The sequence below is a fragment of the Streptomyces lincolnensis genome, assembly GCF_021173675.1.
Taxonomy (GTDB): Bacteria; Actinomycetota; Actinomycetes; order Streptomycetales; family Streptomycetaceae; genus Streptomyces; species Streptomyces lincolnensis_B.
In genome coordinates this window covers 1-26,217 of the sequence record NZ_JAIHON010000019.1, presented here as the reverse complement: position 1 = coordinate 26,217, position 26,217 = coordinate 1, and the positions used below count along the sequence as shown (strand labels likewise).

The following is a 26,217-nucleotide window of genomic DNA, read 5'->3' as shown; positions in this document are numbered from 1 at the left end:
GCTCCGTTCGCGGAAATCGGGGAACACGGGCAGAAAGGGACAACGGGGTCGAGAGGCAGGGAAGAACCTTGACGGTCAACCACACCGCGGCGGAGACGACCAGCAACGGACGCAACGAGACCGAGGAGGAGAGAGCCGACCGCAAGTGGAACGAACTCATCCAGGAGGTCAGGGTCGCCCAGACCGGCGTACAGATCCTGTTCGGCTTCCTGCTCACCGTCGTGTTCACGCCCCGCTACGCGGATCTGGGCGACACCGACAGGACCATCTACATCGTGACCGTCGTGCTGGGCGCCGCCGCCACCGGCGCGCTGATCGGCCCGGTGTCCCTGCACCGCCTGGTCTCCGGCCGGCGGGTCAAGCCCCAGGCGGTCGAATGGGCCTCCCGGCTGACCTTCGTGGGACTGGTGCTACTGCTCGCCACCATGACGGCCGCGCTGCTGCTGATCCTGCGGGTCGCCACCCACGACGGCTACGTGCCCTGGCTGGTCGCCGGAGTGGTCGGCTGGTACCTGCTGTGCTGGTTCCTCGTGCCGATGCTCGTGCGGATCCGTCACACGACGAAATAGCACCGGACGACATAGCACCGGACGACATAGCACCGGCCGGGTCCACCGGCCGGCCACCCGAAGGCGGTCGGCCGGTGGACCCGGCCGGGTGTCAGCCTCCGGCGATGACCTCCTGCAGGAAGTCGTCGATCCGCAGTTCCTCCCGCCCCGGCGGCACGGCCTCCCGCGTCTCCCGCAGGAAGGCCGCGAGCGCCGGGGCCCAGGCGAACACCACGGCCCGCTGGCGGCCCCCGTCGGGGCGGGCGTCGCCGTAGAACTCGATCCGCAGTTCCTCCCACATGCCCGTGGACACCGGCTGCATACGGACGTCCCCCACCCCCACCCGGCGTTCCAGTCCGAGCGTGAGCATCTCGCGGTCCAGCCGCCATCGCGCGAGCACCCGGCCGTCATGGCTGAACACCGCGGTGACGGCGAAGGGGTCCGTCGGGTCGTAGCTCAGATGGGCGAGTACCGGACAGCGGTCCACGGCACCCGACTGGAGTTGCACGACCAAGGTCTTGTGCACGAAGGAGTTCACGAGAGGGCCTCCGGGGAGAACAGGCGTAGAGACCTCTAGTACCCCTGTCACGCGCAAGATGCTCAGCCCTCCGGGTGATTCCCGCGTGCTCCGCGCAGCGCCGTGATGCACGAGGCGATCGCGCTCTGCAGCTCCTCCAGCCGCTGGACCATGTCGTCCTCGTAGAACTCCTGGGGATCGACGTCGTCGAAGGTGAGTTCCTCGAAGACCTTCGTGGCCCTCTGGAGGCTGCTGTAGAACTTCGTCCGCCGTTCCTGCACGCGCAGGTCGGGATCGGCCTCCACGGCCTCGACGACGAGGGACTTCATGGTGTCGTAGGCCTCCGAGGCCCACTCGCCGGTGTCCTCGTCCTCCTCCAGCTCGTCCAGGAGCGACAGGTGCCGTTCGGCCTCCTGGCGGATGTCGACGGGCGCGTCGAGCATCTGCCCGGCGGGCGTCTTGATCTGGCCGGACTCGGCGATCTGACGGACGTAGCCGATGCGGTCGGCCGAGCGGCTCTCAGTGGCGACGGCCTTCTTCAGATCGTCGGTGCGTACGACGTCCCGGGCCAACTCGGCCTGGAGCTCCGGGTCCTCGCGCACGCGGTCCAGGAGCGCCTGGCGGGCCGCGCGGGCGGTGGAGGGGTCGGCGAGGATCGCGGCGCGCAGCGCGGTTGGGTTCTCCGCGACCTCCAGCGCCTTGGTCGGGCGGATGCCCTCGGCCTCGGCGGCCTCCGCGATGGCGGTGCCGCGCTCGGAGGCGGCGCTGCTGCGCGAGACGTAGTAGGTGAGCCACACGTCGGCGTCCGGCAGCTCCACCTCCTGGCCGGGTGCGAGCGCCTCGAACTGCGGGACGAGACCGTCGTCGGCGGCCCGGTCCCAGGCCTTGTAGTAGCGCATGACGCGCTCGGGCGAGCACCCGGCCAGGTCGGCGAACTCCTTGGCGGACACCTTCGGGGTCTCGTCCGCGCTCTGGCCGCCGGGCCGGACGCTGCGCGCCACCATCAGGCCGAAGGTCCAGCCGCCGGTCCGGGCATAGACGCCGAACTCGCGCGCGTCCCGCGCCACGAGGTCGGACAGGGGCACGGGGGACGTCTCGGACGGAGCGATCGCTAGGGTCACGGGTGCTTCTCCTGGGCAGGCTGGTCGGACCGCACTATGTGCAGGTCGGAAGCCTATTGCACCCTGGGGCACCGCTCCGGCAGCCCCCGCGGCGCGCCCGCGGCGGTGTCAGTCCAGCGCGTCGCGCAGCGCCGGCAGCAGGGTCTTCTCCGACCAGTCCAGGTACGCGGGCTGGGACTCCCCGCCGATCTGCACCAGGGCGATCTCGGTGAACCCCGCCTCGGCGTACGGCCGTACCGCCTCGACGAACTCCTCCGGGTCGTCGCCGCACGGGATGGAGTCGGCGACGTCGTCCGGCGTGACGAACTGGGTGGCGCCCTCGAAGGAATCCGGGTGCGGCAGCTCGGAGTTGACCTTCCAGCCGCTGCCGAACCAGCGGAACTGGGAGTGGGCGCGCTTGATCGCGGTGTCCCGGTCCGGGTCGTAGCAGACCGGGAGCTGGCCCACCCGCGGCTTGCCCGCGCCGCCGTGGCGGTCGAAGGCGTCGAGGAGGCCGGCCTTGGGTTCGGTGGCGATCGCCAGGTCGGCGAGTCGGCCCGCCAGGGAGCAGGACCGCTCGCCGGAGACGGCGATCCCGATGGGCGGCGGCTGGTCCGGAAGGTCCCACAGACGGGCCGACTCGACGTCGAAGTGCGTGCCGCGGTGGTTCACATGGCCGCCCTCGAAGAGCGCCCGGATGATCTCCACCGCCTCTTCGAGCATCTCGTGCCGGACGTCCACGGACGGCCAGCCGCCGCCCACCACATGCTCGTTGAGGTTCTCGCCGGAGCCGAGCCCGAGCCGGAACCGCCCCTCGGACAGCAGCTGCAGGGTCGCCGCCTTCTGCGCGACGATCGCCGGGTGGTAGCGGAACGTCGGACACGTCACGTACGTCATCAGCGGAATCCGCGACGTCGCCTGGGCGGCCGCGCCCAGCACGCTCCACGCGTAGGGCGAGTGGCCCTGCGCGCGCAGCCAGGGAAAGTAGTGGTCGGAGGTCACCGAGAAGTCGAAGCCTGCCTCCTCGGCCTGGACCACATGGTCGACGAGCTCGCGGGGGCCGGCCTGCTCGGTCATCATTGTGTATCCGATTTGCACCATAAACGTCGAGTCCCCGGTCGACGGGAGGGAAAACGGCCCGATCGGCGTCCTCTCGATCACGGCGGAGATCCGGGGCAGGATGCCCCCATGACCGCCTTGCCCATGAGTTCCCCCGCCGCCCAGGGCGTCGCCGCGTCGGGCGTGCACGCCTTCCTCGACGGCCTCGAAGCCGCCGCCGACATCGAACCGCACAGCCTGATGATCCTCCGGCACGACCACGTCGTGGTGTCCGGCTGGTGGGCGCCGTACAGCCCGCAGCGCATTCACCTTCTGTACTCGCTCAGCAAGAGCTTCACCGCGACGGCCGCGGGTATCGCCGTCGCCGAGGGGCTGATCCGGCTCGACGACCCGGTGATCTCGTACTTCCCGGAGTTCGAGGCCGACATCACCGACCCGCGCAGCCGCGCGATGCTGGTGCGGCACGTGGCGTCCATGTCCAGCGGACACCTGGAGGAGACCTTCGACCGGGCCCGCGCGCTCGACGCCGAGAACCTGGTCCGCGGCTTCCTGCTGCTGCCACCGGAGCGGGATCCGGGCACCGTCTTCGCGTACGACCAGCTCGCCACGTACACGCTGGCCGCGATCCTCCAGAAGGTCACCGGCCAGACCCTCACCGAGTACCTGCGCCCGCGCCTGCTGGACCCCCTCGGCATCGGCGAGACGGCGTGGATCCGCTACCGGACGGGCGGCGAGCTGGGCTTCAGCGGGCTGCACGCCGCTACCGACGCCGTGGCGCGGCTGGGTCAGCTCCATCTGCGGGACGGGGTGTGGGAAGGCGAGCGGCTGCTGCCCGAGGGATGGGTCGCCGAGGCCGGCCGCGCGCACGTCGAGACCGCGAGCGGCGCTCCCGACGCGGCGTGGTCCGACTGGCAGCAGGGCTACGGCTTCCAGTTCTGGATGTCCCGGCACGGCTACCGCGGGGACGGGGCGTACGGCCAGTTCTGCCTGGTGCTGCCCGAGCACGACGCCGTGATCGCGATAACCGCGCAGACCGAGAACATGCAGAAGGTGCTGGACCTGGCGTGGGAGCATGTGCTGCCGGCCTTCGGGCCGCGGCCGCTCCCCGGGCGGGAGGACGACGACGCGGCCCTCGCCGAGCGGCTGGTGCGGCTCACCCTGCCGGCGGCCCCGGGCAAGGCCGCCCCGCCCGAGCACGCGGAAGCCTGGGCCGGAGCGGAGTTCGCGCCGGACCCGACGATGCCCGAGGACCGTCCGGCCGCGACCGCGGTCCGGGTCTCGGTGACCGGGGAGACCTGGCACGTGACGCTCGTGGAGGACGATCTGCGACTGGAACTGCCGCTGGGGCAGGGCGGTTGGACCGTCGTCGAGGAGCCCATGCCCGTCGCGGTGAGCGGGGGATGGACGGACCCGGACACCCTCGTCGTGGACGTGGCCTGCCTGGAGACGCCCCACCACCTGGTGGTGACCTGCTCGCTTCCGGACGCCACCTTCTCGGCGCGCTGGAGCACCCGGCCGCTGCACGCCCGGTCGCTCGGATCGCTGCGCGCGCCCCGTGGATCAGTCTGAGGGCCGCCGGAACGTCTTCAGGAAGGTCTCCAGCGCCTCCTTGTTCGCGGTCTTGTCCCAGTCCTCGGCCGGTGTCGTCCAGCGCAGCGAGAAACTGCGGCCCTCCCCGATGAGGAAACCGCGGCCGAAGGTGCGCACCCGGGTGCCGTGGGAATCGTCGACGAGCCACTCGATGTCGGCGGCCTTGCCTCCCTGATACGTCGTGGCGCGGATCTCGCCGATCCGCTGGTAGTCGCCCGGACCCTGCTTCAGGTTCGGCTCGACGTCGTCGCGCCAGACGGCGACGGGGTCCGGGCCCACGCGCTCGCTGTAGGTGACGGCGAGCGTGCGCGGGTCGTCCTCGTTGCCGAGGATCACCCGGTAGGCGAGGTCGCTCGCGCGCGTGGTGCGCAGTGGCTTCCAGCCGTCGGGGAGGGCGACGGAGAAGCCCTCCGGCGAGTGGTAGGTGCGGAATCCGGAGGGCAGCCCCTTGCCGGCGGGAGCACTCGTCGTCGGCGTGGGAGTCGGGGTCGGGGTAGGAGTGGGCGTCGGCGCCGCGGGGGTCGTCGGGGCGGGCGACGGTGACTGCGGCGGGGCGGCGGGCTGTCCGCCGATGCCGTCGTCGGTGGCCGGGGCGGAGGCGCTCGGCCGGGGTTCCGGCTCGCCGCCGGCGGTGTCCTCGGTGCCCGGCAGCTGCCGGGTCACGGCCAGGACGGCGACCGACACCGTGACGACCGCCAGGGCGGTCCCGACGACCATGGTGCGTCTGCTCCACTTCGGGCCCGACTGGTACAGGCCGCGCAGCCGGGGCGTGGGCAGGGCGCGCAGGGCCTGGTCCGGGTCCTCTCTCAGGACTCGGACGAGCGATTCGCGGACCACCGGCCGGGTCAGCCGCTCGACGGAGTTCTTGCGGAGCAGCCCCTGGATGGTCTGGGCGAGCGGTCCGGCGTGCACGGGTGTACGCAGGGGCAGTCGGTCCACGCCCCGCAGGGTGGACTCCGGACGGTCCCGGTCCCGGAACGGCGGACGGCCCTCGACCATCGTGTACAGGATCGCCCCCAGCGCCCACAGGTCGGCGGCCGGCCCGATCCGCTCGTCCCGTGCCTGTTCGGGGGAGGCGTACGACGGGGCGGTGACCCGGGGCACGAGGGTGGTGCCGGTGAGTCCGAACCCGGTCAGGACGACGGAGCCCTGGTCCCGCACGAACACCTGACCGGGACTGAGCTCGCCGTGGGTGATCCCCTCGCCGTGCGCGGCCTCCAGGATGTCGAGCACCTCCAGGCCGATGCGGGCCGCCCGCACATAGTTGAACGCGCCCTGATGGGTGAGGAGTTCGCCCAGGGGGGTGCCGTCGATCCACTCGGTGACGACCCACAGGGTGCCGGACTCCACGGCGGCGTCGAGAACTGTGGCGACCCGGCCCGGACAGAGCAGCCCCATCGTCTCGGCCATCCGCAGGACCCGGGCGGTGGCCCGACGCGCGGTCTCCCCGCCCGGGTCGTCCGGCAGCCCGATCTGGGTGATCAGGCGCGGGCGACCGGCCGCCACGTCCTCGGCGTACCAGCAGACGCGGTTCGTCTCGCGATGGAGGACCTCCAGGAGCCGGTACCTTCCGGCGACCAACTCGTGTGTGGAGACGTGCGCCTTGACCATGGTCATCCCTCGCTGAACCCCTGGCTCTCACCTTTCACAGAGGTACGGGGCCCACAGCGGGAAATGTTCAATGAATCCTCAACTGAAGAGCGCCTGTTTTCCCTTGTTCATCCGCTGTACGACGGGTCGGCACCAACTGTCCGACCTCCGACCGGAGTTGACCCGCATCAGCGCAGACCGAACCGCTGCGACCAGGCCATGACGTCGGCGGTCGTCGCGTTGCCCCCGCACACCACCAGTCCCAGCCGGGCCCCGTCGCCGACCCGCTCCAGGACCCGGCGGGCCGCGGGGAGCAGACAGCCGGCGGCCGGTTCGGTCCACACCTTGGCATGGTCGGCGAGGTCCAGCGTGCCCCGGACGGCCTCCCGGTCGGAGACCACGAGCACCTCGGTGACCAGCGCGGACACAGGGGCGTACGTCAGCCGCGAGACGGACGGCGCGCTCAGGGTGGACACGATCGAGGAGAGCTCGACCGGCACCGGGCCGCCCGCCGCCAGCGCCCGGGACATGGCCTCGGCGCCCTCGGTCTCCACACCCCAGATCCGCAGGTCCGGCCGGCGGGCGCGCAGCGCGGCCGCCACCCCGGCGATCAGTCCGCCGCCCCCGACGCTGACGAGGACGTCGGTGAGATCATCGGCGTCCTCGGCGAACTCCAGGCCCACGGTGCCCTGTCCGGCGACCACCACGGGGTCGTCGAACGGATGGACCAGCGTCAGCCCCTCGTCCCGCAGACGGTTCACGAGAGCGAACGCGCCGTCCATGTCGTCGGTCAGCCGCAGGGCGGCACCGGCCGACTCGACGATCTCCACGGACCGGGCGGGCGCCGAACGCGGCATGACCACCGTGGCCTTCACGTCCAGGGCCGCGGCCATGACCGCGAGGGCGATGCCGTGGTTGCCGCCGCTGACCGCCGCCACCCCCGCGGCCCGCTCGGCCTCGGTGAGCGACAGCAGCCGGGCCGTCGCCCCGCGCACCTTGAACGAGCCGGTGCGCTGGAGGAGTTCCAGCTTCACGGTGACCGGCACACCGAGCAGCGTGGACAGGCCGGGGCTCGGCACGGTCGGAGTGCGGACGACATGTCCGGCGACGAGTTCGGCGGCCTGCTCGATGTCCGTGATCCCGATCAAGGTGTTCACCCTTTCCGGCACGGGGCGGTGATCCGTGCCGTCTCGCACCCTGACGTGCGGCGCGACGCAGGTCAACACGGTGCCGGTGAACGCGCCGCGAGACGTCAAAGATCCCGCCGGACGAGGAAGTCCAGCAGCGAGCGCAGCTCGTCGGACGCCCCTGCCGCCAACGGTACGTCGGTGAGCACGGCCTCCACGGCGGCGATGTGCCGGCGCGCCTCGGCGAGCGCGGCCTCTCGCCCCCCGGCCCGCTCGATCAGCGCGGCCGCCTCCTCGGGCGCCCCGCCGGATTCCAGGACCACGGCGAGTCGCCCGGCCGCGGGACTGGGGGAGTCGAGGGCCGCCAGGACCGGGAACGTCTTCTTGCGCTCCCGCAGATCGCCGTGCACGGGCTTGCCGGTGACGGCGGGATCGCCCCAGATGCCCAGCACGTCGTCGACGACCTGGAACGCGATCCCCAGATGGCGTCCGGCGCGGTCCAGCGCGCTGACCGTGGCGTGCGGCGCGCCGCCGAGCCGGGCGCCGAGCGCGGCCGCGCAGCCCAGCAGGGCCCCGGTCTTGTGTTCGGCCAGCGCACGGTACTCGCCGGGCCGCACCCGCCCCGGCCCCGTCCACGGCCGTCCGGCGTACAGCAGGTCGTCCGCCTGGCCTCGCACCAGATCGCCGAGCGCCACGGACAGCAGGCGCAGGGCCTCGGGGCCCGCCGACGGGACGGCGAGGGTCTGCACGGCCAGCGCGAACAGGCCGTCGCCCGCCAGGACCGCCGGACCCGTGCCGTACGCCTTCCACACGGTGGGCCGACGGCGCCGGGCCGGATCGCCGTCCATGATGTCGTCGTGCAGCAGGGAGAAGGTGTGCACCAGCTCGACCGCGACCGCCGCGGGCACACCGGCCCGCCCGGGGGCACCGGCCGCCTCGGCGCCGAGCACGGCCAGCGCCTGCCGGACGCCCTTCCCGCCGGACGCCGTGGCGGGCGCGCCGCCCACCTCGCACCAGCCGAACGCGTACCCGGCCATCTCGCCCACCCACGGATGCAGCCGCCCCACCGCCTCCTCCAGCGCGGGCCGCACCAACGTCCGGCAGCGGTCCAGGACTTCGGGGGCGGCGAGGGCCGACGTCAGCGCCGTCACCGTACGGCCTCCGCCCGCGTGCCGAGCTCCTGCTGGGCGCGCGACACCATCTCGCGCGCGTGCCGCAGCCCGAGCCGCTCCAGCGTGCGGGCCAGATCGGCGAGTTCGGCCTCGGTCTCCGCGCGGTCGCGGCCCAGCCGGGCCAGGGACTTGGCCAGGCCCAGCCGGGCGAGCGCCTCGCCGCGCGGCTCGCTCATGGTGCGGAACTCCGCGAGCGCCTGCTCGTACAGTCCCCGGGCCTCCTCGTAACGGCCCGCGCGGTAGAGGACGTTGCCGCGCATCTTGTGGTTGTAGGCCAGCGCGCTGGAGAGTTTCATCGCGCGGCAGGACTCCTCCGCCTGCGACAGCAGCGCGAGCGCCCGGCCGGTGTCGCCGTCGCGCACGGAGACGACGTCCGCGAGCCCGCGCAGCGCCCAGGCGTGCCCACGCCGGTCGTCGGCCCGCGCGGCTATCTCCGCCGCCTCCTCGAACAGGGCGTACGCCGTGTCGTGGCGGCCGGTGTTGCGGTGCATCTGCGCGATGCCCTCCAGGGCCCACACGGTGTGGCGGGCCTCGCCGCGTCGCCGGGCCTCGGCGAGCAGTTGCTCGTGCAGCCGGCCGACGGCCTCGTAGTCGCCCTGGATACGGCCGGTCTCGGCCAGGCCCGCCAGGGAGTAGCCGCGGACGACGACATCCCCGCCGCGCTCACCGAGGTCGGCGGCGAGTTCCAGCAGCCGCCGGGCCAGGGCGAAGGCGCCACGCTGCCGGGCCAGGGTGCCGCCGCTCCACAGCGCCCAGGCCATCGCCGCGGTGTCCCCGGCCTGCCGGGCCGCGCGATAGCTCGCCTTCCATGCCCGGTCCGCCTCCGCGATGCTGCCCAGCCGCCGGTGCGCCTCGGCGACGGCGAGCCCGGAACGGGCCGCCTCCCCGTGCCGGCCGGCCCGCTCGGCGGTCCTCAACTGCTCGGTACCGGCGGCCAGTACCTCGGTCAGCGAGGAGTTCACGGACAGGGTGGTGAGGGCGCCCTGGTACTCCGGGGCGAATGCCTTGCCGTACATGCATGCCTTTCGGTCCGTATGCACGCCATCTATACATGTTGCGTATACATGGCATGTATACGCGCTGTGTATAGTGCGTCGAAAACTGGCCCCGGCCCACAGGGCCGGGGCGTCACCTGTTGCTGGTCAAGACGTCGACGGAACCGATCGGGTTGCCCGTGAGGCGCAGATCACTTCACGGGGCGTCTCAGTGCTGCTGCGCCTTCTGCGGAGTCACCTCGCTCGGCCGTACGACGGCGTATCCCTCGCCCTGGAGCATCAGTTGGACGGCCTCACCGGAGCCGCCGCGCAGCATCGAGCCGATGGACTGCGAACGGTGCAGCGAGGTCGACAGGCCCGCCGTCCAGCCGACGATCGCGTCCGTGTCGACGTACACCGGATACTGCGGCGAGACCGGAATGACCAGCGGGTTGCCGTCGCAGACCAGGCCCAGCCGGCCCTGCCCGGTGAACACGCTGTTGAACAGCCCGCCCCCGGCGATGCCCGCGCCCTTGACGGTCGAGATCCGGTACGCCAACGAGGCGTCGAAACACAGGACGTTGCGGCCGTTGACGGTGAACTCGTCGCCCGGGTCGACGTCCACGATGAAACAGTTCTGCGCCTCGTGCGCGAACCAGGCGTCGCCCTGCCCGCGCACCGCCATCAACGGCAGACCCTCGCCGGTGACCGCCCGCTTGAGCATGCCCCCGACGCCCTGGCCCTTGCGCTCGAACTGGAGATCGCCGCGGTAGGCGACCATCGCTCCCTGTCGGGCGAGCATCTCGCCGTTGACCGTGTACCTGATGCACTTGGCGTTCTCGACCGTCATGCCCGCCTGTGTGGCCGGCTGGACCATGTGCTCGCTGGAAAAGAGGTCACCCTTCATGCAGGCATCGTGGCCCGGAGCGATGCCCTCCGCCAAGATCGCGCGACGCGTGGCGCCGACTTCCTGCCCCCTGCCCCCGCGCAGGACGCTCCCAGCTCATCTCGGCCTTCTTCAGGCGCCGAAGAGCTGGGTCCAGTACGTCCCTCTGGGGCCGCCGCCCGCGAAGCCGATGCCGATGTGCGTGAAGCCGGGCTTGAGGATGTTGGCGCGGTGACCGGGGCTGTTCATCCAGCCCTCCACGACCTCGGCGGGGGAGCGCTGGCCGCAGGCGATGTTCTCGCCGATCGAACGGTGACGGGAACCCGCGGCGGCGGCCCGGTCCCAGGGCTGGGTGCCCTCGGGCGAGGTGTGCGAGTAGAACGCGCGCGCCGCCATGTCCGTGCTGTACGTCTGCGCGGCCCGGGTGAGCAGCGGATCCACGGTGAGCGGCGGCAGCCCCGCCCGGGCGCGCTCCCCGTTGGTCAGGCCGACGACGTCGGACTGTGTCCGCTCCAGTTCGGCAGGGCTGAAGGGTCTGGCCCACACAGCAGTCCAGTACGTCTGCCCCGAGCGGCCGTCGGGGACGTGCGCGAGGCCGACGTGGGTGAAGGCCGGGTCACGCAGGGTCCGCCGGGGCTGCTCGGAGCTCAGGCAGTAGTCCACGAACTGCCCGGGCGTGCGCGGCCCGGAGACCAGGTGGAGGTCGACGGTGATGTACGAGAACCCGGTGGCCGTGACCCGTTGGTAGGCGGAGACACCGTCCCCGCCCTCCGCGTCCAGGCGCCCCGCCGAGGCCATGGCGGACGCGTGGGCGCGCGCCGCGGCGGACAGGCGCGCGTCGAGCGCGACCGGGGGTGAACCGGCCGTGGCGCGGGCGGGGTTGACCAGCCCGAGGAAACCGTCGGGGTCGGGGGACGGAAGCGGGGCCGAGGCGGGCGCCGGTGACGGGATGCGCGGCGCGGAGCGTGGGGGAGAGGCCGTACCCGGTGCCCACGCCGGTGCCGGTACCGCCGGTTCGTCGAGGACCTCCACCCCGAAGTCGCGGGCCAGCCCCGCCAGCCCGTCCGCGTACCCCTGGCCCAGGGCCCGGAGTTTCCAGCCGTCGCCGCGCCGGTAGATCTCCGCGAGGAGCAGTACGGTCTCCTGCCGGGGCCGGGGCGGGGCGAACCGGGCGAGGGCGCGGCCGCCCGCACCGGTGACATGCAGGGTGGGCGCGGGCAGTCGGCCCAGGGGAGTGGTGGGGTCGGAGGCGCTGACCACCACCGTCACACGGGCCGCTCCCGCGCGCAGGCGTACCGGATCGACGGTGAGCGTGTCGCCGTGCAGACGGGCGCCCGGCGCGTCCGGCTGGTTGTAGAAGACGAAGTCGGCGTCCCCCCGCACCTTGCCGCCGTCGTCCGTGATGAGGGCCGACACGTCGAACGGGCCGGGGACCCGGACAGCCACCGCACCGCCCGGGAGGGGCAGATTGCCCCCGGGGACCAACTCGCTCATCGCGCCGCCCTGATGTCGTCGTACGGGACCCCGCGGGGTCGTCCGGACAACGTCCACCAGGGCGCACGGGTTCCCGAACGGGACAGGGCCCCAGGAGGAGCAGCTGCGCGGGCTCAGTCCCGGGCGGCCCCCGCGGCGATGTCCTCGTGCCGTTCGGCAAGGGCGGTCCGGCCGCGCGGCGCCTTCGCGCGCTTCCCGCAGAACGCGGACTCCAGGGTGCCCAGCATCGTGGCGTGGACCGTGCCGTTGTTGGAGGTGTTGACGAACGCGGCGAGGCTGCGCCCGCCGCTCTTCGAGGCGAAAGCGTACGTGTAGTAGCCCTGCACGGCGCCGGTGTGCCCGTACACGGAGACACCGCAGGACAGGTCGCGGCGGCGCAGGCCGAGGCCGTACGCCTGGTTGGCGCCCGCGGGCACCCAGCGCCGCATCTGCGCGAGCTGCGCGGCCGAGGTCAGCCGGCCGCCGAGCAGTGCGCGGAGGAAGGTGTTGAGGTCACGGGTGGTGGAGACGATCGCGCCTGCGCTCTGCGCCCAGGACGCCGTCTGCCGGGTGGCGTCGACCAGCGGGGCCCCCGCCCGGTCGGGGGTGAGGTAGCCGCTGGCGTGGCGGCCGGGAATCCGCGTCGAGGGATGCACGTAGAAGGTGTCGCGCAGTTTGAGCGGCTCGATGATGCGGTCCTGGTACTCGGTCCGTACCGAGTGGCCGGTCAGCTTCTCCACCAGCATCCCCGCGACCACGAAGTTGGTGTTGGAGTACGCGTAGACGGCCCCCGGCGTGTTGGTGCGCGGCCGCCGCAGCGAGCGGTCGACCAGCTGGCGGTAGGTGAAGACCTTGTCGCGGACCGCCTCGAAGCCGGGAACCGTCCTGGCGAACATGTCGTTGGTGTAGTCGTACAGCCCGCTGCGGTGGCTGAGCACGTGCCGCACCGTGATCCGGCCGTCGGGCAGCAGCCCCGGCAGATAGCGGTTGACCGGCGCGTCGAGCCTCAGCTTCCTCTCGTCCACCAGCTGCAGCAGCACCGTGGCCGTGAAGATCTTGGTGACGCTGCCGACGCGGAAGCGGTCGGCGTTGCCGAGCGCCCGGCCCGTCGCCCGGTCGGCGACGCCCGTGGCCGTACGGAAGGTGCTGCCCTGGGCGTCGATCCGTGCCGCCGCGCCGGGCGCTCCCTGCCGCCGTGCGGTGCGCAGGTCGGCGCGCAGTCCGTCCAGGTCGGGTTTCGGCAGTGCCACCTCGCCCGTGGCGAGTGTCGAGTCCCTGGGTGCCGCCGCGTGCGCCGGTACCGCCAGCAGGGACAGCAGCACCGCCCCGACCACCGTCCCTCTGCGTGCCGTTGCTGAGACCATCCGGCTCTTCTCCTGTTCTGTCGCGGATCCGGACAGTATGGCGGCGAAATTCCTCAAATCTGGTTATTTCGGCCGTCCGTGACGGTGGGTCACCCGAGTCGCCTGTGAGCCCGTCACGCGAATCCTGTTTCTTTTATTGACGGCGGAAAAGAAGAGCCCTAGGTTCCCGACCATGCTCCCGACGCCACGGACCGAGCGGTTCCCGGTCAACACGCCTGCCGCCTCGCAGATCTTCACCACCGTGCTGTCGCAGGGCCCTCTCACCCGTCTGGAGGTGGCCCGGCGCGCCGGGCTGTCCCCGGCCGCCGTCACCAAGGCGGTCCGGCCGCTGATCGAGGCCGGATATCTGGTGGAGGGCGCGGACGAGGAGGCGCGTCCCGCACTCGGCCGGCCGGCGACGCTCGTACGGGTCGACGGCGGGCGGGCGCTGTTCGTCGGCGTCAAGGTGACCGGCGACGAGATCATCGGCGTGGTCACCGACCTGTGCTGCCGGATCCGTCTCGTCCGCCATGTGCCGCTGACGGACCGTGACCTCGGGGCGGTGCTCACGGCCGTCGCGGACCTGGTGCACGCACTCCGCGCCGAGGCCGACGAGGCAGGAGCCGGTGTGCACGGCCTCGGCATCGCCGTCTCCGGTGACGTCGACCGGGCCGAGGGCATCGTCCGCTACTCGCCCTTCCTGGAGTGGCGCGACGTACCACTGGCCGAACTCGCGGCCACCGCCACGGGATTGCCGGTCACCGTGGACAACGACGTGCGCGCCCTGACCGTGGCCGAGCAGTGGTTCGGCGCCGGCGCGGGCCTGTCCGACTTCGCCGTGGTGACCGTCGGCGCGGGCATCGGCTGCGGTCTCGTCGTGCACGGCCGGGTGGTCTCCGGCGCGCACGGGGTGGCCGGCGAGATCGGCCATGTCACCGTCGACCCGGCCGGACCGCCCTGCCACTGCGGCAACCGCGGCTGCGTCGAGGCGATCGCGGGGGACGCCGCGATCCTCCGGCGGATCCGCGAGACCACGGGCCTGGAGGTCACCGACTCCGCGGAGGCCGTCCGCCTCGCCCACAACGGGGTGAGCGGAGCACGCGAGGCGTACGCGCGGGCGGGCGAGGCCATCGGGCGGGGCATCGCCACCGTGGCCAACCTGCTCGGGCCCGAACTCGTGATCATCTCCGGTGAGGGGCTCGCCGCCCACGACCTCTTCGCCGAGCAGATCCGTGACGCCTTCACCGCGGCCGCCTTCGGCTCCGCCGCCCGCTGCGACGTCCGCACCCGGCCGCTGCCCTTCACCGAATGGGCCCGCGGCGCCGCCGCCACCGCCATCCAGTCCTTCATTCGAGCCGACACCACTTAGCCATCCCGCCCGCAGAGCCGACCCCAGGAGGTACGACCCATGCGGTCATCCTCGTACTCCGTCCTGCCCGCACGCTCCCTCGGAGCCGTGGTGGTCCTGGCCCTCACCGCCGGGTTCGCCACGCTCGGCCCGGCCGCCCACAGCGACACCGCACCCTCTGTTCCCGCCGCCCGCACCGAGACCGCCGCCGTCTCTGCTGGGGCCGCCACCCCGGCTCTCGCGGCGAAGCCCTACATGGGCTGGTCGAGCTGGAGCATGCAGTCGTCCAAGTACCCGGGCCTCAATCCCGACGGCGACTACAGCTACCTGACCGAGGCGAACGTCCTCAAGCAGGCCGACGCGATGGCCGCCAAGCTCAAGAAATACGGCTACGAGTACGTCAACATCGACGCCGGCTGGTGGCGCGACCACGCCTGGAAGCCCGGGTTCGACCGGTACGCCCGCCAGAAGGCCGACCCGGCCCGCTTCCCCAGCGGCATGAAGGCCGTCGCCGACCGCATTCACGCCAAGGGCCTCAAGGCCGGCATCTACCTGCCCGCGGGCCTGGAGAAGGAGGCGTACAACGACGGCCGCTCGCCGATCCTGGACGCCGACGGCTGCACCACCGCCGACATCGTCCACGACGACCTGCGTACCACCAACGGCTGGGACAGCGCCTACAAGCTCGACTTCTCCCGCCCCTGCACCGCCCGGTACATCGACTCCCAGGCCCGGCTGATCGCCGACTGGGGCTATGACTTCCTCAAGCTCGACGGCGTCGGCCCCGGCTCGGGCAAGAACGGCGACCAGTACGACAACGTCGCGGATGTGGCCGCCTGGAACCGCGCGATCGCCGCCACCGGCCGCCCCATCCATCTCGAACTGTCCTGGTCCCTCGACATCGGGCATGCCGCCGACTGGAAGAGGTACTCCCAGGGCTGGCGCGTCGACACCGACGTCGAGTGCTACTGCAACACCCTCGTCAGCTGGGAGAACTCCGTCGACGACCGCTGGGACGACACCCCCGCCTGGACCCGGCACGCCGGCCCCGGCGGCTGGAACGACCTCGACTCCCTCGATGTCGGCAACGGTGAGATGGACGGCCTCACCAAGGCCGAGCGGCAGAGCTACGCCACCTTGTGGGCCATCGCCAAGTCCCCGCTCTACACCGGCGACGACCTCACCCGCCTCGACTCCTACGGCCTGTCCCTGCTGACCAACCGCGAGGTCATCGCCCTCAACCAGGGCGACACCCCGCCCGCACGCCCCGTCACCGCCTCCGACCCCCAGCAGGTGTGGGCCGCGAAGAACCCCGACGGCACCTACACCGTCGCCCTGTTCAACCTCGCCGACGCCCCCGCCGCCGTCACCGCCGACTGGTCCACGCTCGGCTTCACCGGCGCGGCGGCCGTGCGGGACCTGTGGAACCACGAGAACCTCGGCACCCACCGCAACGGCATCACACAGGCCCTGCCGGCCCACGGCTCCCGCCTGTTCACCGTCACCCCGCGCGGCGCCGCCCTCGACTGGACCGCCCACGAGGCGGAGTCCGCCACGAACACCCTCTACGGCAACGCCTCCGTCGCCGACTGCCCGGCCTGCTCCGAGGGCAGGAAGGTCGGCAACCTCTACCTCGGCGGCAAGCTCCGCTTCAACGACATCACCGCGACCAGGGCGGGCACCCACTGGATCAAGGTCGCCTACGTCAGCGGCGACGCCCGCTCCGTCGACGTCCTCGCCAACTCCGGTGGCCCCGAGCGCCACAAGTTCCCCGCCACCGGGGACTGGGGAACCGTCGGGACGGTCAGCATTCCGGTCACCTTGAGGAAGGGCGCCAACACGATCACCTTCGACAGCGGCACGGGCTACGCCCCCGACATCGACCGCATCGACGTCCCCCGGTCCTGAAGTCGTCCTGACCGACCGAGCCCCCGGAGCCCGCCATGGCCACTGACCCCGCAGCCCGGATCGACAGACGCCGCCTCCTCGCCCTCGCGGCGACCACCGGAGCCCTCGCCGGTCTGCCGGCGTTCACGGCCACCGCCGCACCTCGACGGCCCGACGCCGGAGCCGAGTCCACCGGCGAGCCCCGCCACCGACTGTGGTGGCAGGCCCCCGCCGACGACCGGTCGATGATCGAACAGGGCCTGCCCCTCGGCAACGGCCGGCTCGGCGCCCTCGCGGGCAACGACCCCGGCCGCGAGGTCCTGCTGATCACCGACGCCACGATGTGGACCGGCGGCCCGAACGACTCCCTGGACGCCGACGGCCAGTTCCCCTACGGCCGCGACGACTTCGGCTCCTTCACCCTGCTCTCCCGCCTCACCGTCGACCTCCCCGACCACGACCTGTCGGCCGTCTCCGGCTACCGCCGCACCCTCGACCTCGACCGGGGCGTGGTGACGACGTCGTACGTCCGCTCCGGGGTGACGTACCGACGCCGGATGTTCGCCAGCCACCCCGACGACGTCATCGTGCTGCACTTCACCCAGAGCGGCGGCGGCCGGTACACCGGCACCGTCACCCTGGCCGGCACCCACGGCGAGGATCCCGCGGTCTCCTTCGGCGCCGCCTTCCCCAACGGACTGCGCTACGGCGCCGCGGTCACCGCGCGCGGCGAGGGCGGCCGGGTCGCGGTGGACGGCCCGCGGATCTCCTTCGCCGGATGCGCCGAACTCACCGTCGTGGTCAGCGGCGGCACCAACTACGCCCCCGATGCCTCGACCGGCTACCGCGACCCGTCCCTCGACCCCGAACGGCTGGCCCGCGCCAAGGTCCGAGCCGCCGCCGCGCACCCGGCGGCGACCCTCCTGCGCACCCATGTCGCCGACCACCGCGCCCTGTTCGGGCAACTGGACCTCTCCCTGGGCGAGTCCACCGACGAACAGCGCTCCCTGGACACCTGGGAGCGGCTCAAGGCACGCTCCCGGGACGGCGTACCCGATCCCGAACTGGAGGCCGCCTACCTCCAGTTCGGCCGCTACCTGATGATCGCCGGCTCCCGGGGCAGCCTGCCGCTCAACCTCCAGGGACTGTGGCTCGACGGCAACGACCCGGCCTGGATGGGTGATTACCACACCGACATCAACATCCAGATGAACTACTGGATGGCCGACCGCGCGGGCCTGTCCGCCTGCTTCGACACCCTCACCGACTACTGCCTCGCCCAACTGCCGTCCTGGACGGACCTCACCCGCAGACTCTTCAACGACCCCCGCAACCGCTACCGCAACTCCAGCGGCGGGAACGCCGGATGGACCCTCGCCATCTCCACCAACCCGCACGGCGGCAACGGCTGGTGGTGGCACCCCGCGGGCAATGCCTGGATGTGCAACACGCTGTGGGAACACTACGAGTTCACCCGGTCGTCATCCCACCTGGAGAGGATCTACCCGCTGCTGAAGGGCGCGTGCGAGTTCTGGGAGGCGCGGTTGCTCACCACCACGCTGCCGGGCACCACGCGGGAGGTCCTGATCGCCGACAGCGACTGGTCGCCCGAGCACGGCCCGCTCGACGCCAAGGGCATCACCTACGCCCAGGAGCTGGTGTGGACGCTCTTCGGCAACTACTGCGTAGCCGCGGCGGAGCTGAAGCGGGACAGCGCCTACGCCGACACCGTCGCCGCCCTGCGCAAGAAGCTCCACCTGCCGCGGGTGAGCCCGACGACCGGCTGGCTGGAGGAGTGGATGTCCCCGGACAACCTCGGCGAGACCACCCACCGGCACCTGTCCCCGCTCGTCGGCCTCTTCCCCGGAGACCGCATCCGGCCCGACGGCTCCACCCCCGCCGACGTCGTCGCCGGCGCCACCGCCCTCCTGACCGCCCGCGGCACGGAGAGCTTCGGCTGGGCCAACGCCTGGCGCAGTCTGTGCTGGGCCCGTCTGAAGAACCCGGAGAAGGCCTACCAGTTGATCGTGAACAACCTGCGCCCCTCCACCGACGGCGGCAACGGCACCGCCTTCAACCTGTTCGACATCTACGAACTGGGCGAGGGCAACGGCGTCTTCCAGATCGACGCCAACTTCGGCACCCCCGCCGCGGCGATCGAGATGCTCCTGTACTCCCGCCCCGGCCATGTCGAACTCCTCCCCGCTCTCCCCGAGGCCTGGGCCCACTCCGGGTTTCTCACCGGGGCCGGTGCCCGCGGCGGCTTCGTCGTGGACCTGCACTGGCAGGACGGCCGGCCCACCCGGGCACGGATCCGCAGCGTGGGCGGCCGGACCACGACGGTCGCGTACGGCGGTACGACCCGGACCGTGCGCCTGACGCCCGGCGAGTCCGTGACGCTGAAGGACTTCACCCGGTGAGGGCGCGGACGGCGCTCGCGGCCCCGGTGGCCGCCGTGGTGCTGGCGGCACTCCCCGCCTGCCAGACCAGGTCCCCGGCCGCACCGGCCGAGGCGCCCACCCGACCCGACGGAGTCGTCACCTGGGCAGCGAGCGCCGCCCGCATGGACGAGGAGGCATCCGAGCGCGGCCACCGGCTCGTCGTGCGCACCAGCGTCGGCGGCAGCGATCTGCGGATCCGGCTGACCAACGCCTTCGGGGACCGGGCCGTGACCTTCGACGGGGTCCACGCCGGACTCCGGAAGGAGGGAGCCGCTCTGATGCCCGGCAGCAATCGGCCGCTGACCTTCGACGGCGCCCGCTCCGTCACCGTCCCCGCCGGGCGGACCGTCCTCAGCGATCCGCTGCCCGGCCGGCTGCCCGCCGCGACCGACCTGGTGATCAGCTTCGACACTCCGGAGGCGACCGGCCCGGTCTCCGGCCACTGGATGGCCATGCAGACCTCGTACCTCGGCGAGGTGGGCCACACCGCCGAGGAGGGCGCCGCGGCCTGGACGCGGACCACGGGGTCCTGGTTCTACCTCGACGCGGTCTCCGTCCGGGCGGAACCCGGCACCGGCGCGGTCGTCGCCCTCGGCGACTCCATCACGGACGGCTGGCAGTCCACCACCGACACCAACCGCCGTTGGCCCGACTATCTCGCCCGGCGCCTGAAGCGCGCGGACACCGACATCAAGGGCGTCGCCAACGCCGGCATCTCCAGCAACAAGGTCCTCACCGACGGCGGCGGGCAGAGCGCCCTGAACCGCCTCGACCGCGATGTCCTCTCCCAGCCTGGCCTGCGCACGGTCTTCCTCTTCGAGGGCGTGAACGACATCAAGGCCGCCCCCGGCATCACCGCCGAGGACCTCATCGACGGCTACCGGAGGATCGCCGAACGCGCCCACGCCGCCGGCAAGTGCGTCGTCGCGGCCACCGTCGCCCCCTTCAAGGGCTGGTCCGAGTGGAGCCCGGCCGCCGAAGCCGTCCGCCAGGACGTCAACGCCTTCATCCGCGACAGCGGCGAATTCGACGCCGTCACCGACTTCGACCGCATCCTCCGCAGCCCCTACGACCCCGCCCGCATCCTCCCCGTCTTCGACGGGGGCGACCACCTCCACCCCAACGACAAGGGCATGCAGGCCATGGCCGACGCCGTCGACCTGAAGAGCCTGGACTGCGCGGGTCCGCCGTCTCCTTGACGCTCCGAGCCCGGGTCCGGACGGCTCAGCCGACGCCCGAGCCGTTCTGCCCGGTGGTGATCAGGCCCTGGCGGTAGGCGATGGCCACCGCTTCGGTGCGGCTGGTGGCGGACAGTTTGGCGAGGATGTTGGAGACGTGGACGCTGGCCGTCTTGCCGGTGATGAAGAGTTCCTCGCCGATCTGCCGGTTGCTGCGGCCGAGGGCGAGCAGGCGCAGGACCTCCTGCTCACGGGCGGTGAGGACGGTGGGGCGGGGATCGGAGGGCGCGGTGTCGGCCAGGCGGCCGCGGCGGATCAGGGCGTCGATCTGCTCCAGCAGGGGTGTGGCGGCGAGCCCGGCGGCCGTCTCCCGGGCGGCGCGGGCCTCGGCGGCGGCCTCCTTGCGCCGGTCGGCCGCCAACAGGGCCTCCGCGAAACGCAGTCGGCAGCGCGCCCGCTCGTACACGTCACCGAAGTCGAACGCGGCGACCGTGCGGCCCCAGGCCTCCGCGTCCGGCCCCGACACGGCTCGCACCCACTCCGCCTCGGCCCGCGCCAGCCACGCCTGGCCCTCGGGCCCCTGCGGCACGCCGCTCTCGCCGTGCGCGGCGGTGGCCCGGGCCAGGTCCCGCAGTTCGGTCGCGGTCCGCGCCCAGCGGCCGGCCTCGGCCTCGTCGCCGACGAGACGGCGTTCGACGGCCCGGTCGGCGACGGGGGCCAGCGCCAGAGCGGCCAGCCGGACCGTGATGTCCGGGACCAGACCGGCCTCGTCGGTGAGGGCCGCGACGGTGGACCGCACCCGCGCCACGGCGGCCTCCGGCTCACCCCGCTGCGCCGCCGCGTCGGTCAGCACGACACCCGCCACGAGCGTGGCCATCCAGTCGAACGGCTTCTCCAGCAAGGCCGCGGCACGGTCGGCCGCCGTGAGGTCACCGCGCGCCAGCTGCGCGTACCACGCCGGTGCCGCCGTGTATCCGCCGGCCACGGGCAGCACGTCGGCATCGGCTCGCGCCGCGTGCAGGCACTCGTCCCAGCGGCCCAGCGTGTACAGCACCAGCAGCCGCAGGTAGCGCATCTCCAGCGGATACAGCGACGACAGCAGTCCCGCGCGACGCGCCCGGTCCAGACCCTCGGTGAGCCAGGGTAGGCACTCGTCCAGGCGGCCGGACTCGTAGCAGCCGATGGCCAGGTTGAACAGGGCGCGCAGCTCCACCAGGGCGTTGCCCGCGCCACGCGCGATCTCGCGGGCCTCCTGCAGCCGCTTGCGCCCCTCGGTCGTCCGACGGCCGCCCCCTTCGAGGGTGGCCAGCGAGACGAGGAGGTCGGCCCGGGCGTCGGGCACCTCCAGCTGCTCGGCGACGCGCAGGGCCTGCCGGGCGACCTTGAGCGCGGTGGCGTTCTCGCCGACCTGGCGCGCCGTCAGGACGTGGGTGGCCGCCGCCCACACCCATGTACGCGACGCGGGCTCGGCCGGGATCATGGCGAGCGCCTCGCTGCTGTAGGAGAACGCGGCCATCAGGTTGTCGACGCCCAGCAGGTTCCCGGCGAGCGTGTACCGCACCCGGGCGGCCAGCTCCGAGTCCGCGTCCTGGCCGACCCCCGCGAGCGCGGCCCGGGCGAGGGAGACGGCCCGGTGCGCCTCCCCGGCGTGCGCGGCGGCGGCCGAGGCCCGCAGGGTGAGCGTCACCTGGTCGACGCCCTCGCCGGCGGGACGCGCCGCGGACTCCACCGCCGACCACAGATCGAGGGCCGCTTCGAGATGCCGTAGCTCCTCGGCCGGCGCGCCCACCCGGTGGGCGTGGTCCGCGGCCTCCAGCGAGGCGGCGAGCGCCTCGGCCAGGTCATGGCTCTCCCGGTAGTGGTGCGCCCGCTCCGCCGCGCCCTCGGCCCGATGGCCCCGCCCGTCGAGCAGCCGTGCGAACGCGCCGTGCAGTCGGGCCCGTTCACCCGGGAGCAGATCGGCGTACACCGCCTCACGGGCCAGGGCGTGCCGGAAGGCGTACGTGTCGCCGTCGCCCGGGACGAGCAACTGCCGCCCCACGGCCTCGCGCAGCGCCGACTCCAGTTCGTCCTCGGGGATCCCGACCGCGTCCCGCAGCAGGTCGTGCTCCACCCGGCGTCCGGCGACGGCGGCCGTGCGCAGCACCTGCTGAGCGGTGTCCGACAGTTGCTCGAAACGGATCAGCAGCACGTCGGCCAGGCCGCTGGGCACGCCTCCCGCCTCGGTGTCCGTGGCCGCCAGCAGTTCTTCCGCGTAGAAGGCGTTGCCCTCCGCCCGCTCCACGATCCGCCGGACCGTGGTGTCCGGCAGGGGAGCGCCGCCCAGGGCCCGCACCAGGCGGGCCACCTCCGGGTCGGCCATGGGCCGCAGCTCCAGCCGTTCCACCGAGGGCAGCCGCACCAGCTCGGCCAGCAGCGGGCGCAGGGGATGGCGGCGGTGCAGGTCGTCCGCCCGGTAGGAGGCGAACACCGCGAGCGGATGCGTCGGTGCCCCGCCGGCGGGCCGCTGGAGGATTCCCCGGCTGAGCAGGAACCGCAGCAGATCGCGGGAGGACTGGTCCGCCCAGTGCAGATCCTCCAGGACCAGCAGCAGGGGCGCGATGTCGGCGATGTCGGCCAGCAGCCCCGCCATCCCCTCGAACAACCGCAGCCGCCCACCCACGTCCCGCGTCGCGTCGGTACCGCCGCCCAACAGCCGCTCCACCACCGGATGCGCGGCCAGCACCTGCGCGAACCGGCCGTCGGCCGCGAGCACCCCCAAGGCCTCGGTGAACGGGAGATAGGGCAGACCCACGTCGCCCAGATCGACGCAGTGCCCGGCGAGCACGGTCATCCCGGCCCGCGACGCCACCCCCGCCACCTCGTCCAGCACCCGGGTCTTCCCGACGCCGGCGTCCCCGGCGACCAGGACGGCCCGCGCCACCCCGTCCCGGGCACGCTCCAGCACACCGGTGAGACGGACGAGTTCGTCATCGCGGCCGATGAGCGGGGCGGAGCGGGAGATCTGCGGCACGGATCCATCCTGGCACGTGAGACCGACAGTCCTTCGCCACAGGGGCGAGGGGCCTCACCCGAGGAGCGCGGGGCAGCCGGGCTTCTCCTGGCCACTCACCCCCGCAACACCCGGGCCCAGTCGGACGGCACGCGCCCCGCCGGGCCCGGCGCGGGCTGGTCCACCGGATGGCTCGTCGGCGGCGCCAACTCCGGCCCCGACTCGTACATCTCGTTCGTCGCGTAGTTCCAGTACCAGCCCTCGCCCGGCTCGAAGCTCTGCACCAACGGATGCCCGGTCTCCCGGAAATGCCCCGTCGCGTGCTTGGCCGGAGAGGAGTCGCAACACCCCACATGCCCGCACTGCGCGCAGCGCCGCAGATGGAACCACCACCCGCCGTCCACGTCGCACTCCACGCACCCGGCGCCGCTCGGGGCGGCCTCGGCGTCGAGGCCGTCGATTCCACTGTCGCTGGTCATTCCGTCTCCTCAAGTGACGCCTCGGGTTCCGCCGCCGTCAGCGGAAGCAGGACCTGGAAACGCGTGTCCCCCGGCTCCGACTCGACCTGAAGACTCCCGTGGTGCTTGTTGACGACGATCCGCCAGGAGATGTCGAGTCCGAGCCCCGTGCCCTCGCCCACCGGCTTGGTGGTGAAGAACGGATCGAAGATCCGGTCGCGGATCTCCCGCGGCACGCCGGGCCCCGTGTCGCGGAACTCCACCAGCAGCCGGTCGTGGTCGAGCGCCGTCCGCACGGTCAGCGTGCCCTCCCCGCCCGTGCTGTTCATGGCGTGGACGGCGTTGTCGATCAGGTTGGTCCACACCTGGTTGAGCTCCGCCGGGTACGCCGGAACCCTCGGCACCGTACGGTCGTACTCCTTGACGACCTTGATCCTCCGGCCGATCTTGCCCGAGAGCATCAGCAGGGTGCTGTCGAGGAGTTCGTGCACGTCGGCGACCTGGTACGGCGCCCGGTCGAGCTGCGAGTACTGCTTGGCGGCGTCGACGAGGTGCGAGATGCGGTTGGTGGAGTCGTTGATCTCGTCCATCAACAGCTCGGTCTCGACGGTGTAGTTGAGCCAGCCGATCGCGCTGGGCAGGATCTCCTCGTCCACGGCGGCCGCCACCTGGTCGAGCCAGTCCGCGTCGAGACCGGCCTGCACGAAGGTCGGAGCGATCCGCCAGCCGTCGGGGATGTCGTGGTCGTCGAGCCAGTCGCTGAGGACGTCCTCGCGGTCGGAGGCCTCCAGCGGGCTCAGGGCGGGCGCCTTGGCGACGCGTTCGGCGGTGCGTTCCTGGATGTCGATCAGGTTCGCGATGACCTCGGGAGAGTAGGAGCCCTGGGCGATGAGCGCGAGCTTGTGCCGCATCTTGCCCACCCGCTCCCGCAGGGTCGCGGTCGCCCGGACGGCCGCCGCGGCGGGGTTGTTGAGCTCGTGCGTGAGACCGGCGGACAACGAGCCCAGCGCCAGCAGCCGTTCACGCTGTCCGATGGCCCGCTGCGCGTTCTTCGAACCGAAGAACAGCCCCTCCAGCAGGTGGACCGCCATCGGGAACCACTCCTGCATGAAGGCCGAGAACATCTCGGCGGGCAGCACGAAGAACCGCGAGGGCTCCGTGACCCGCAAGGAGTTGTTGTAGACCTGCCGCACCCGGTCGCCGAGAAACGCCTGCATGGAGCCCGCGTACACCCCGCGCTGCGAGGTCCGGCTGACCTCCACGTCGTCGCCGCCGACCCGGCGCGACAGCACGACCGTGCCCTCGCACATCACGTAGAAGCAGGTGGCGGGCTCGCCCTCGGCGTACACCGGGCCGGGCTCGAACCGCTCCACCCGCCCCGCCGCGCACAGCTGCCCGAGCTGTTCGTCCGACAGCTTCTCGAAGAGGAACAGCGACCCGATCTCCGCGGGGCTGCACGGCATCGGCTGCCCGCTCACGACTGCTCCAGATACCGGTGGACGAGCATCACGGCCATGGCTCCCTCTCCGACGGCGGACGCGACCCGCTTCGCGGACTCCGCGCGCGCGTCCCCGGCGACGAACACGCCGGGGATGTTGGTCTCCAGGTGGTACGGCGGCCGGTCCAGCTCCCAGTCCGCGGGCGGTCGCCCGTCCGGGGTCAGGTCCGGTCCGGCGAGGATGAACCCGTGCTCGTCCCGCAGGACCGTGCCGTCCAGCCAGCCGGTCAGCGGGGCCGCGCCGATGAACACGAACAGCCACTGCGCGTCGACGAGTTCGGTCCGCCCGCTCGCCACGTCCCGCAGCGTCAGCTGCTCCAGGTGCTCCGAGCCGTGCGCGGCCTCCACGACGGTGCCGCAGCGCACCGAGATGTTGGGCGACTCCTCGATCTGCTGGATCAGGTAGTGCGACATCGAGGCCGCCAGCGATTCCCCGCGCACCAGCAGGGTGACCGACTTGGCGCCCCGGGACAGGTACATCGCCGCTTGTCCGGCCGAGTTGGCGCCGCCGACGATGTACACGTCGTGGCCCTGGCAGGAGGCCGCCTCGGTCAGCGCCGAACCGTAGAACACCCCGCAGCCGGTCAGGTCCGAGGTGCCCGGCGCGTCGAGCTGCCGGTACGACACACCGGTCGCCAGGATCACGCTGTGCGCCGCGATCGCCGAGCCGTCGGAGAACCGTACGATCCGCGCGGAGCCGTTGGCCTCCAGCCCCGACACCTCGCGGGCGGTGAGGATCTCGGCGCCGAACTTGGTGGCCTGCCGCCGGGCGCGGTCGGTGAGCTGGGCGCCGGACACGCCGTCGGGGAAGCCGAGGTAGTTCTCGATGCGGGAGCTCTGCCCGGCCTGCCCGCCGGTCGCCGACCGCTCCACCAGTACGGTCCGCAGCCCTTCCGAGGCCCCGTAGACGGCCGAACCGAGCCCGGCCGGGCCGCCGCCGATGACGACGAGGTCGTAGAAGTCGGCCGTCGGCGTGGTGGCCAGACCCACCCGGGCGGCCAGGTCGGGGGCCTCGGGCTCGACCAGGGGTGCTCCG

Annotated in this window: 20 protein-coding genes; 6 read left to right on the top strand and 14 right to left on the bottom strand. The window is 72.5% G+C overall.

Annotated features, from left to right (window positions below; translation table 11 throughout):
• Nucleotides 1-68: 68 nt before the first annotated feature.
• A complete protein-coding gene (locus K4B79_RS41080; protein ID WP_232032547.1) occupies nt 69-569 on the top strand; it encodes a DUF6328 family protein in 501 nt (166 codons plus the stop codon).
• Nucleotides 570-660: 91 nt separating this feature from the next.
• On the opposite strand, the gene K4B79_RS41075 is transcribed toward K4B79_RS41080, so the two are convergent.
• The 3 genes from K4B79_RS41075 to K4B79_RS41065 all read right to left on the bottom strand — a co-directional run bounded on the left by K4B79_RS41075 (nt 661) and on the right by K4B79_RS41065 (nt 3,266).
• Nucleotides 661-1,086 (bottom strand): SsgA family sporulation/cell division regulator, encoded by a 426-nt coding sequence (locus K4B79_RS41075; protein WP_232032546.1) that lies wholly within the window; start codon nt 1,084-1,086, stop codon nt 661-663.
• A gap of 62 nt (nt 1,087-1,148) precedes the next feature.
• Nucleotides 1,149-2,186, bottom strand: a complete 1,038-nt coding sequence (locus K4B79_RS41070) for a hypothetical protein (RefSeq protein ID WP_232032545.1) — start codon at nt 2,184-2,186, stop codon at nt 1,149-1,151.
• A 108-nt stretch (nt 2,187-2,294) separates the two neighbouring features.
• Nucleotides 2,295-3,266: an LLM class F420-dependent oxidoreductase gene (locus tag K4B79_RS41065; protein ID WP_232032544.1), complete on the bottom strand. Its 972-nt coding sequence runs from the start codon at nt 3,264-3,266 to the stop codon at nt 2,295-2,297.
• Nucleotides 3,267-3,353: 87 nt separating this feature from the next.
• Here K4B79_RS41065 and K4B79_RS41060 point away from each other — a divergent pair, with 87 nt between their 5' ends.
• Nucleotides 3,354-4,793 (top strand): serine hydrolase domain-containing protein, encoded by a 1,440-nt coding sequence (locus K4B79_RS41060; RefSeq protein WP_232032543.1) that lies wholly within the window; start codon nt 3,354-3,356, stop codon nt 4,791-4,793.
• Here the strand turns inward: K4B79_RS41060 and K4B79_RS41055 are convergent.
• The 7 genes from K4B79_RS41055 to K4B79_RS41025 all read right to left on the bottom strand — a co-directional run bounded on the left by K4B79_RS41055 (nt 4,785) and on the right by K4B79_RS41025 (nt 13,400).
• Nucleotides 4,785-6,431 carry a serine/threonine protein kinase gene (locus tag K4B79_RS41055; protein ID WP_232032542.1) on the bottom strand — a complete coding sequence of 549 codons (1,647 nt, stop codon included), beginning with the start codon at nt 6,429-6,431 and terminating at the stop codon, nt 4,785-4,787. The two genes, K4B79_RS41060 and K4B79_RS41055, sit on opposite strands and share 9 nt — an antisense overlap.
• A 161-nt stretch (nt 6,432-6,592) precedes the next feature.
• On the bottom strand, nt 6,593-7,552 hold the full coding sequence (locus K4B79_RS41050) for a threonine/serine dehydratase (protein ID WP_232032541.1): 960 nt from the start codon (nt 7,550-7,552) through the stop codon (nt 6,593-6,595).
• 104 nt (nt 7,553-7,656) lie between these two features.
• A complete protein-coding gene (locus K4B79_RS41045) occupies nt 7,657-8,682 on the bottom strand; it encodes a polyprenyl synthetase family protein (protein WP_232032540.1) in 1,026 nt (341 codons plus the stop codon).
• Entirely contained in the window at nt 8,679-9,719 is a 1,041-nt protein-coding gene (locus tag K4B79_RS41040; protein WP_232032539.1) for a tetratricopeptide repeat protein, read from the bottom strand. The genes K4B79_RS41045 and K4B79_RS41040 overlap by 4 nt, the downstream gene beginning before the upstream one ends.
• Before the next feature lie 187 nt (nt 9,720-9,906).
• Nucleotides 9,907-10,584, bottom strand: coding sequence for an AIM24 family protein (locus K4B79_RS41035; protein WP_232032538.1), 678 nt, complete (start codon nt 10,582-10,584; stop codon nt 9,907-9,909).
• Between the two features lie 111 nt (nt 10,585-10,695).
• A complete protein-coding gene (locus tag K4B79_RS41030) occupies nt 10,696-12,057 on the bottom strand; it encodes a CAP domain-containing protein (RefSeq protein WP_232032537.1) in 1,362 nt (453 codons plus the stop codon).
• A 113-nt stretch (nt 12,058-12,170) separates the two neighbouring features.
• Nucleotides 12,171-13,400, bottom strand: coding sequence for a serine hydrolase domain-containing protein (locus K4B79_RS41025; protein WP_232032536.1), 1,230 nt, complete (start codon nt 13,398-13,400; stop codon nt 12,171-12,173).
• A 172-nt stretch (nt 13,401-13,572) separates the two neighbouring features.
• Here K4B79_RS41025 and K4B79_RS41020 point away from each other — a divergent pair, with 172 nt between their 5' ends.
• Genes K4B79_RS41020 through K4B79_RS41005 form a run of 4 tightly spaced genes read left to right on the top strand, consistent with a single transcriptional unit; the run spans nt 13,573 to nt 20,254 of the window.
• A complete protein-coding gene (locus K4B79_RS41020) occupies nt 13,573-14,748 on the top strand; it encodes an ROK family transcriptional regulator (RefSeq protein WP_232032535.1) in 1,176 nt (391 codons plus the stop codon).
• A gap of 39 nt (nt 14,749-14,787) precedes the next feature.
• The gene (locus tag K4B79_RS41015; protein ID WP_232032534.1) at nt 14,788-16,635 is read left to right on the top strand and encodes an alpha-galactosidase D; all 1,848 of its coding nucleotides are present in this window, start codon (nt 14,788-14,790) and stop codon (nt 16,633-16,635) included.
• 35 nt (nt 16,636-16,670) lie between these two features.
• Nucleotides 16,671-19,034 (top strand): glycosyl hydrolase family 95 catalytic domain-containing protein, encoded by a 2,364-nt coding sequence (locus tag K4B79_RS41010; protein ID WP_232032533.1) that lies wholly within the window; start codon nt 16,671-16,673, stop codon nt 19,032-19,034.
• Nucleotides 19,031-20,254 carry an SGNH/GDSL hydrolase family protein gene (locus K4B79_RS41005; RefSeq protein ID WP_232032532.1) on the top strand — a complete coding sequence of 408 codons (1,224 nt, stop codon included), beginning with the start codon at nt 19,031-19,033 and terminating at the stop codon, nt 20,252-20,254. The genes K4B79_RS41010 and K4B79_RS41005 overlap by 4 nt, the downstream gene beginning before the upstream one ends.
• 25 nt (nt 20,255-20,279) lie before the next feature.
• Here the strand turns inward: K4B79_RS41005 and K4B79_RS41000 are convergent, their stop codons facing one another.
• From K4B79_RS41000 to K4B79_RS40985, 4 genes are all read right to left on the bottom strand, one after another.
• On the bottom strand, nt 20,280-23,246 hold the full coding sequence (locus K4B79_RS41000; RefSeq protein ID WP_232032531.1) for a helix-turn-helix transcriptional regulator: 2,967 nt from the start codon (nt 23,244-23,246) through the stop codon (nt 20,280-20,282).
• A 95-nt stretch (nt 23,247-23,341) separates the two neighbouring features.
• Nucleotides 23,342-23,704, bottom strand: coding sequence for a UBP-type zinc finger domain-containing protein (locus K4B79_RS40995; RefSeq protein WP_232032530.1), 363 nt, complete (start codon nt 23,702-23,704; stop codon nt 23,342-23,344).
• On the bottom strand, nt 23,701-25,161 hold the full coding sequence (locus K4B79_RS40990) for an ATP-binding protein (protein ID WP_232032529.1): 1,461 nt from the start codon (nt 25,159-25,161) through the stop codon (nt 23,701-23,703). The genes K4B79_RS40995 and K4B79_RS40990 overlap by 4 nt, the downstream gene beginning before the upstream one ends.
• Nucleotides 25,158-26,217 (bottom strand): NAD(P)/FAD-dependent oxidoreductase (locus K4B79_RS40985; RefSeq protein WP_232032528.1); only part of this gene is annotated, 1,060 nt, incomplete at its 5' end. The genes K4B79_RS40985 and K4B79_RS40990, both read right to left, overlap by 4 nt.

Excerpts from the sequence above, each read along its gene's own strand:
- K4B79_RS41065 (WP_232032544.1), bottom strand. The coding sequence starts at position 3,266 with ATGGTGCAAATCGGATACACAATGATGACCGAGCAGGCCGGCCCCCGC.
- K4B79_RS41060 (WP_232032543.1), top strand. The coding sequence starts at position 3,354 with ATGACCGCCTTGCCCATGAGTTCCCCCGCCGCCCAGGGCGTCGCCGCG.
- K4B79_RS41055 (WP_232032542.1), bottom strand. The coding sequence starts at position 6,431 with ATGACCATGGTCAAGGCGCACGTCTCCACACACGAGTTGGTCGCCGGA.
- K4B79_RS41040 (WP_232032539.1), bottom strand. The coding sequence starts at position 9,719 with ATGTACGGCAAGGCATTCGCCCCGGAGTACCAGGGCGCCCTCACCACC.
- K4B79_RS41035 (WP_232032538.1), bottom strand. The coding sequence starts at position 10,584 with ATGAAGGGTGACCTCTTTTCCAGCGAGCACATGGTCCAGCCGGCCACA.
- K4B79_RS41030 (WP_232032537.1), bottom strand. The coding sequence starts at position 12,057 with ATGAGCGAGTTGGTCCCCGGGGGCAATCTGCCCCTCCCGGGCGGTGCG.
- K4B79_RS41025 (WP_232032536.1), bottom strand. The coding sequence starts at position 13,400 with ATGGTCTCAGCAACGGCACGCAGAGGGACGGTGGTCGGGGCGGTGCTG.
- K4B79_RS41020 (WP_232032535.1), top strand. The coding sequence starts at position 13,573 with ATGCTCCCGACGCCACGGACCGAGCGGTTCCCGGTCAACACGCCTGCC.
- K4B79_RS41015 (WP_232032534.1), top strand. The coding sequence starts at position 14,788 with ATGCGGTCATCCTCGTACTCCGTCCTGCCCGCACGCTCCCTCGGAGCC.
- K4B79_RS41010 (WP_232032533.1), top strand. The coding sequence starts at position 16,671 with ATGGCCACTGACCCCGCAGCCCGGATCGACAGACGCCGCCTCCTCGCC.
- K4B79_RS40995 (WP_232032530.1), bottom strand. The coding sequence starts at position 23,704 with ATGACCAGCGACAGTGGAATCGACGGCCTCGACGCCGAGGCCGCCCCG.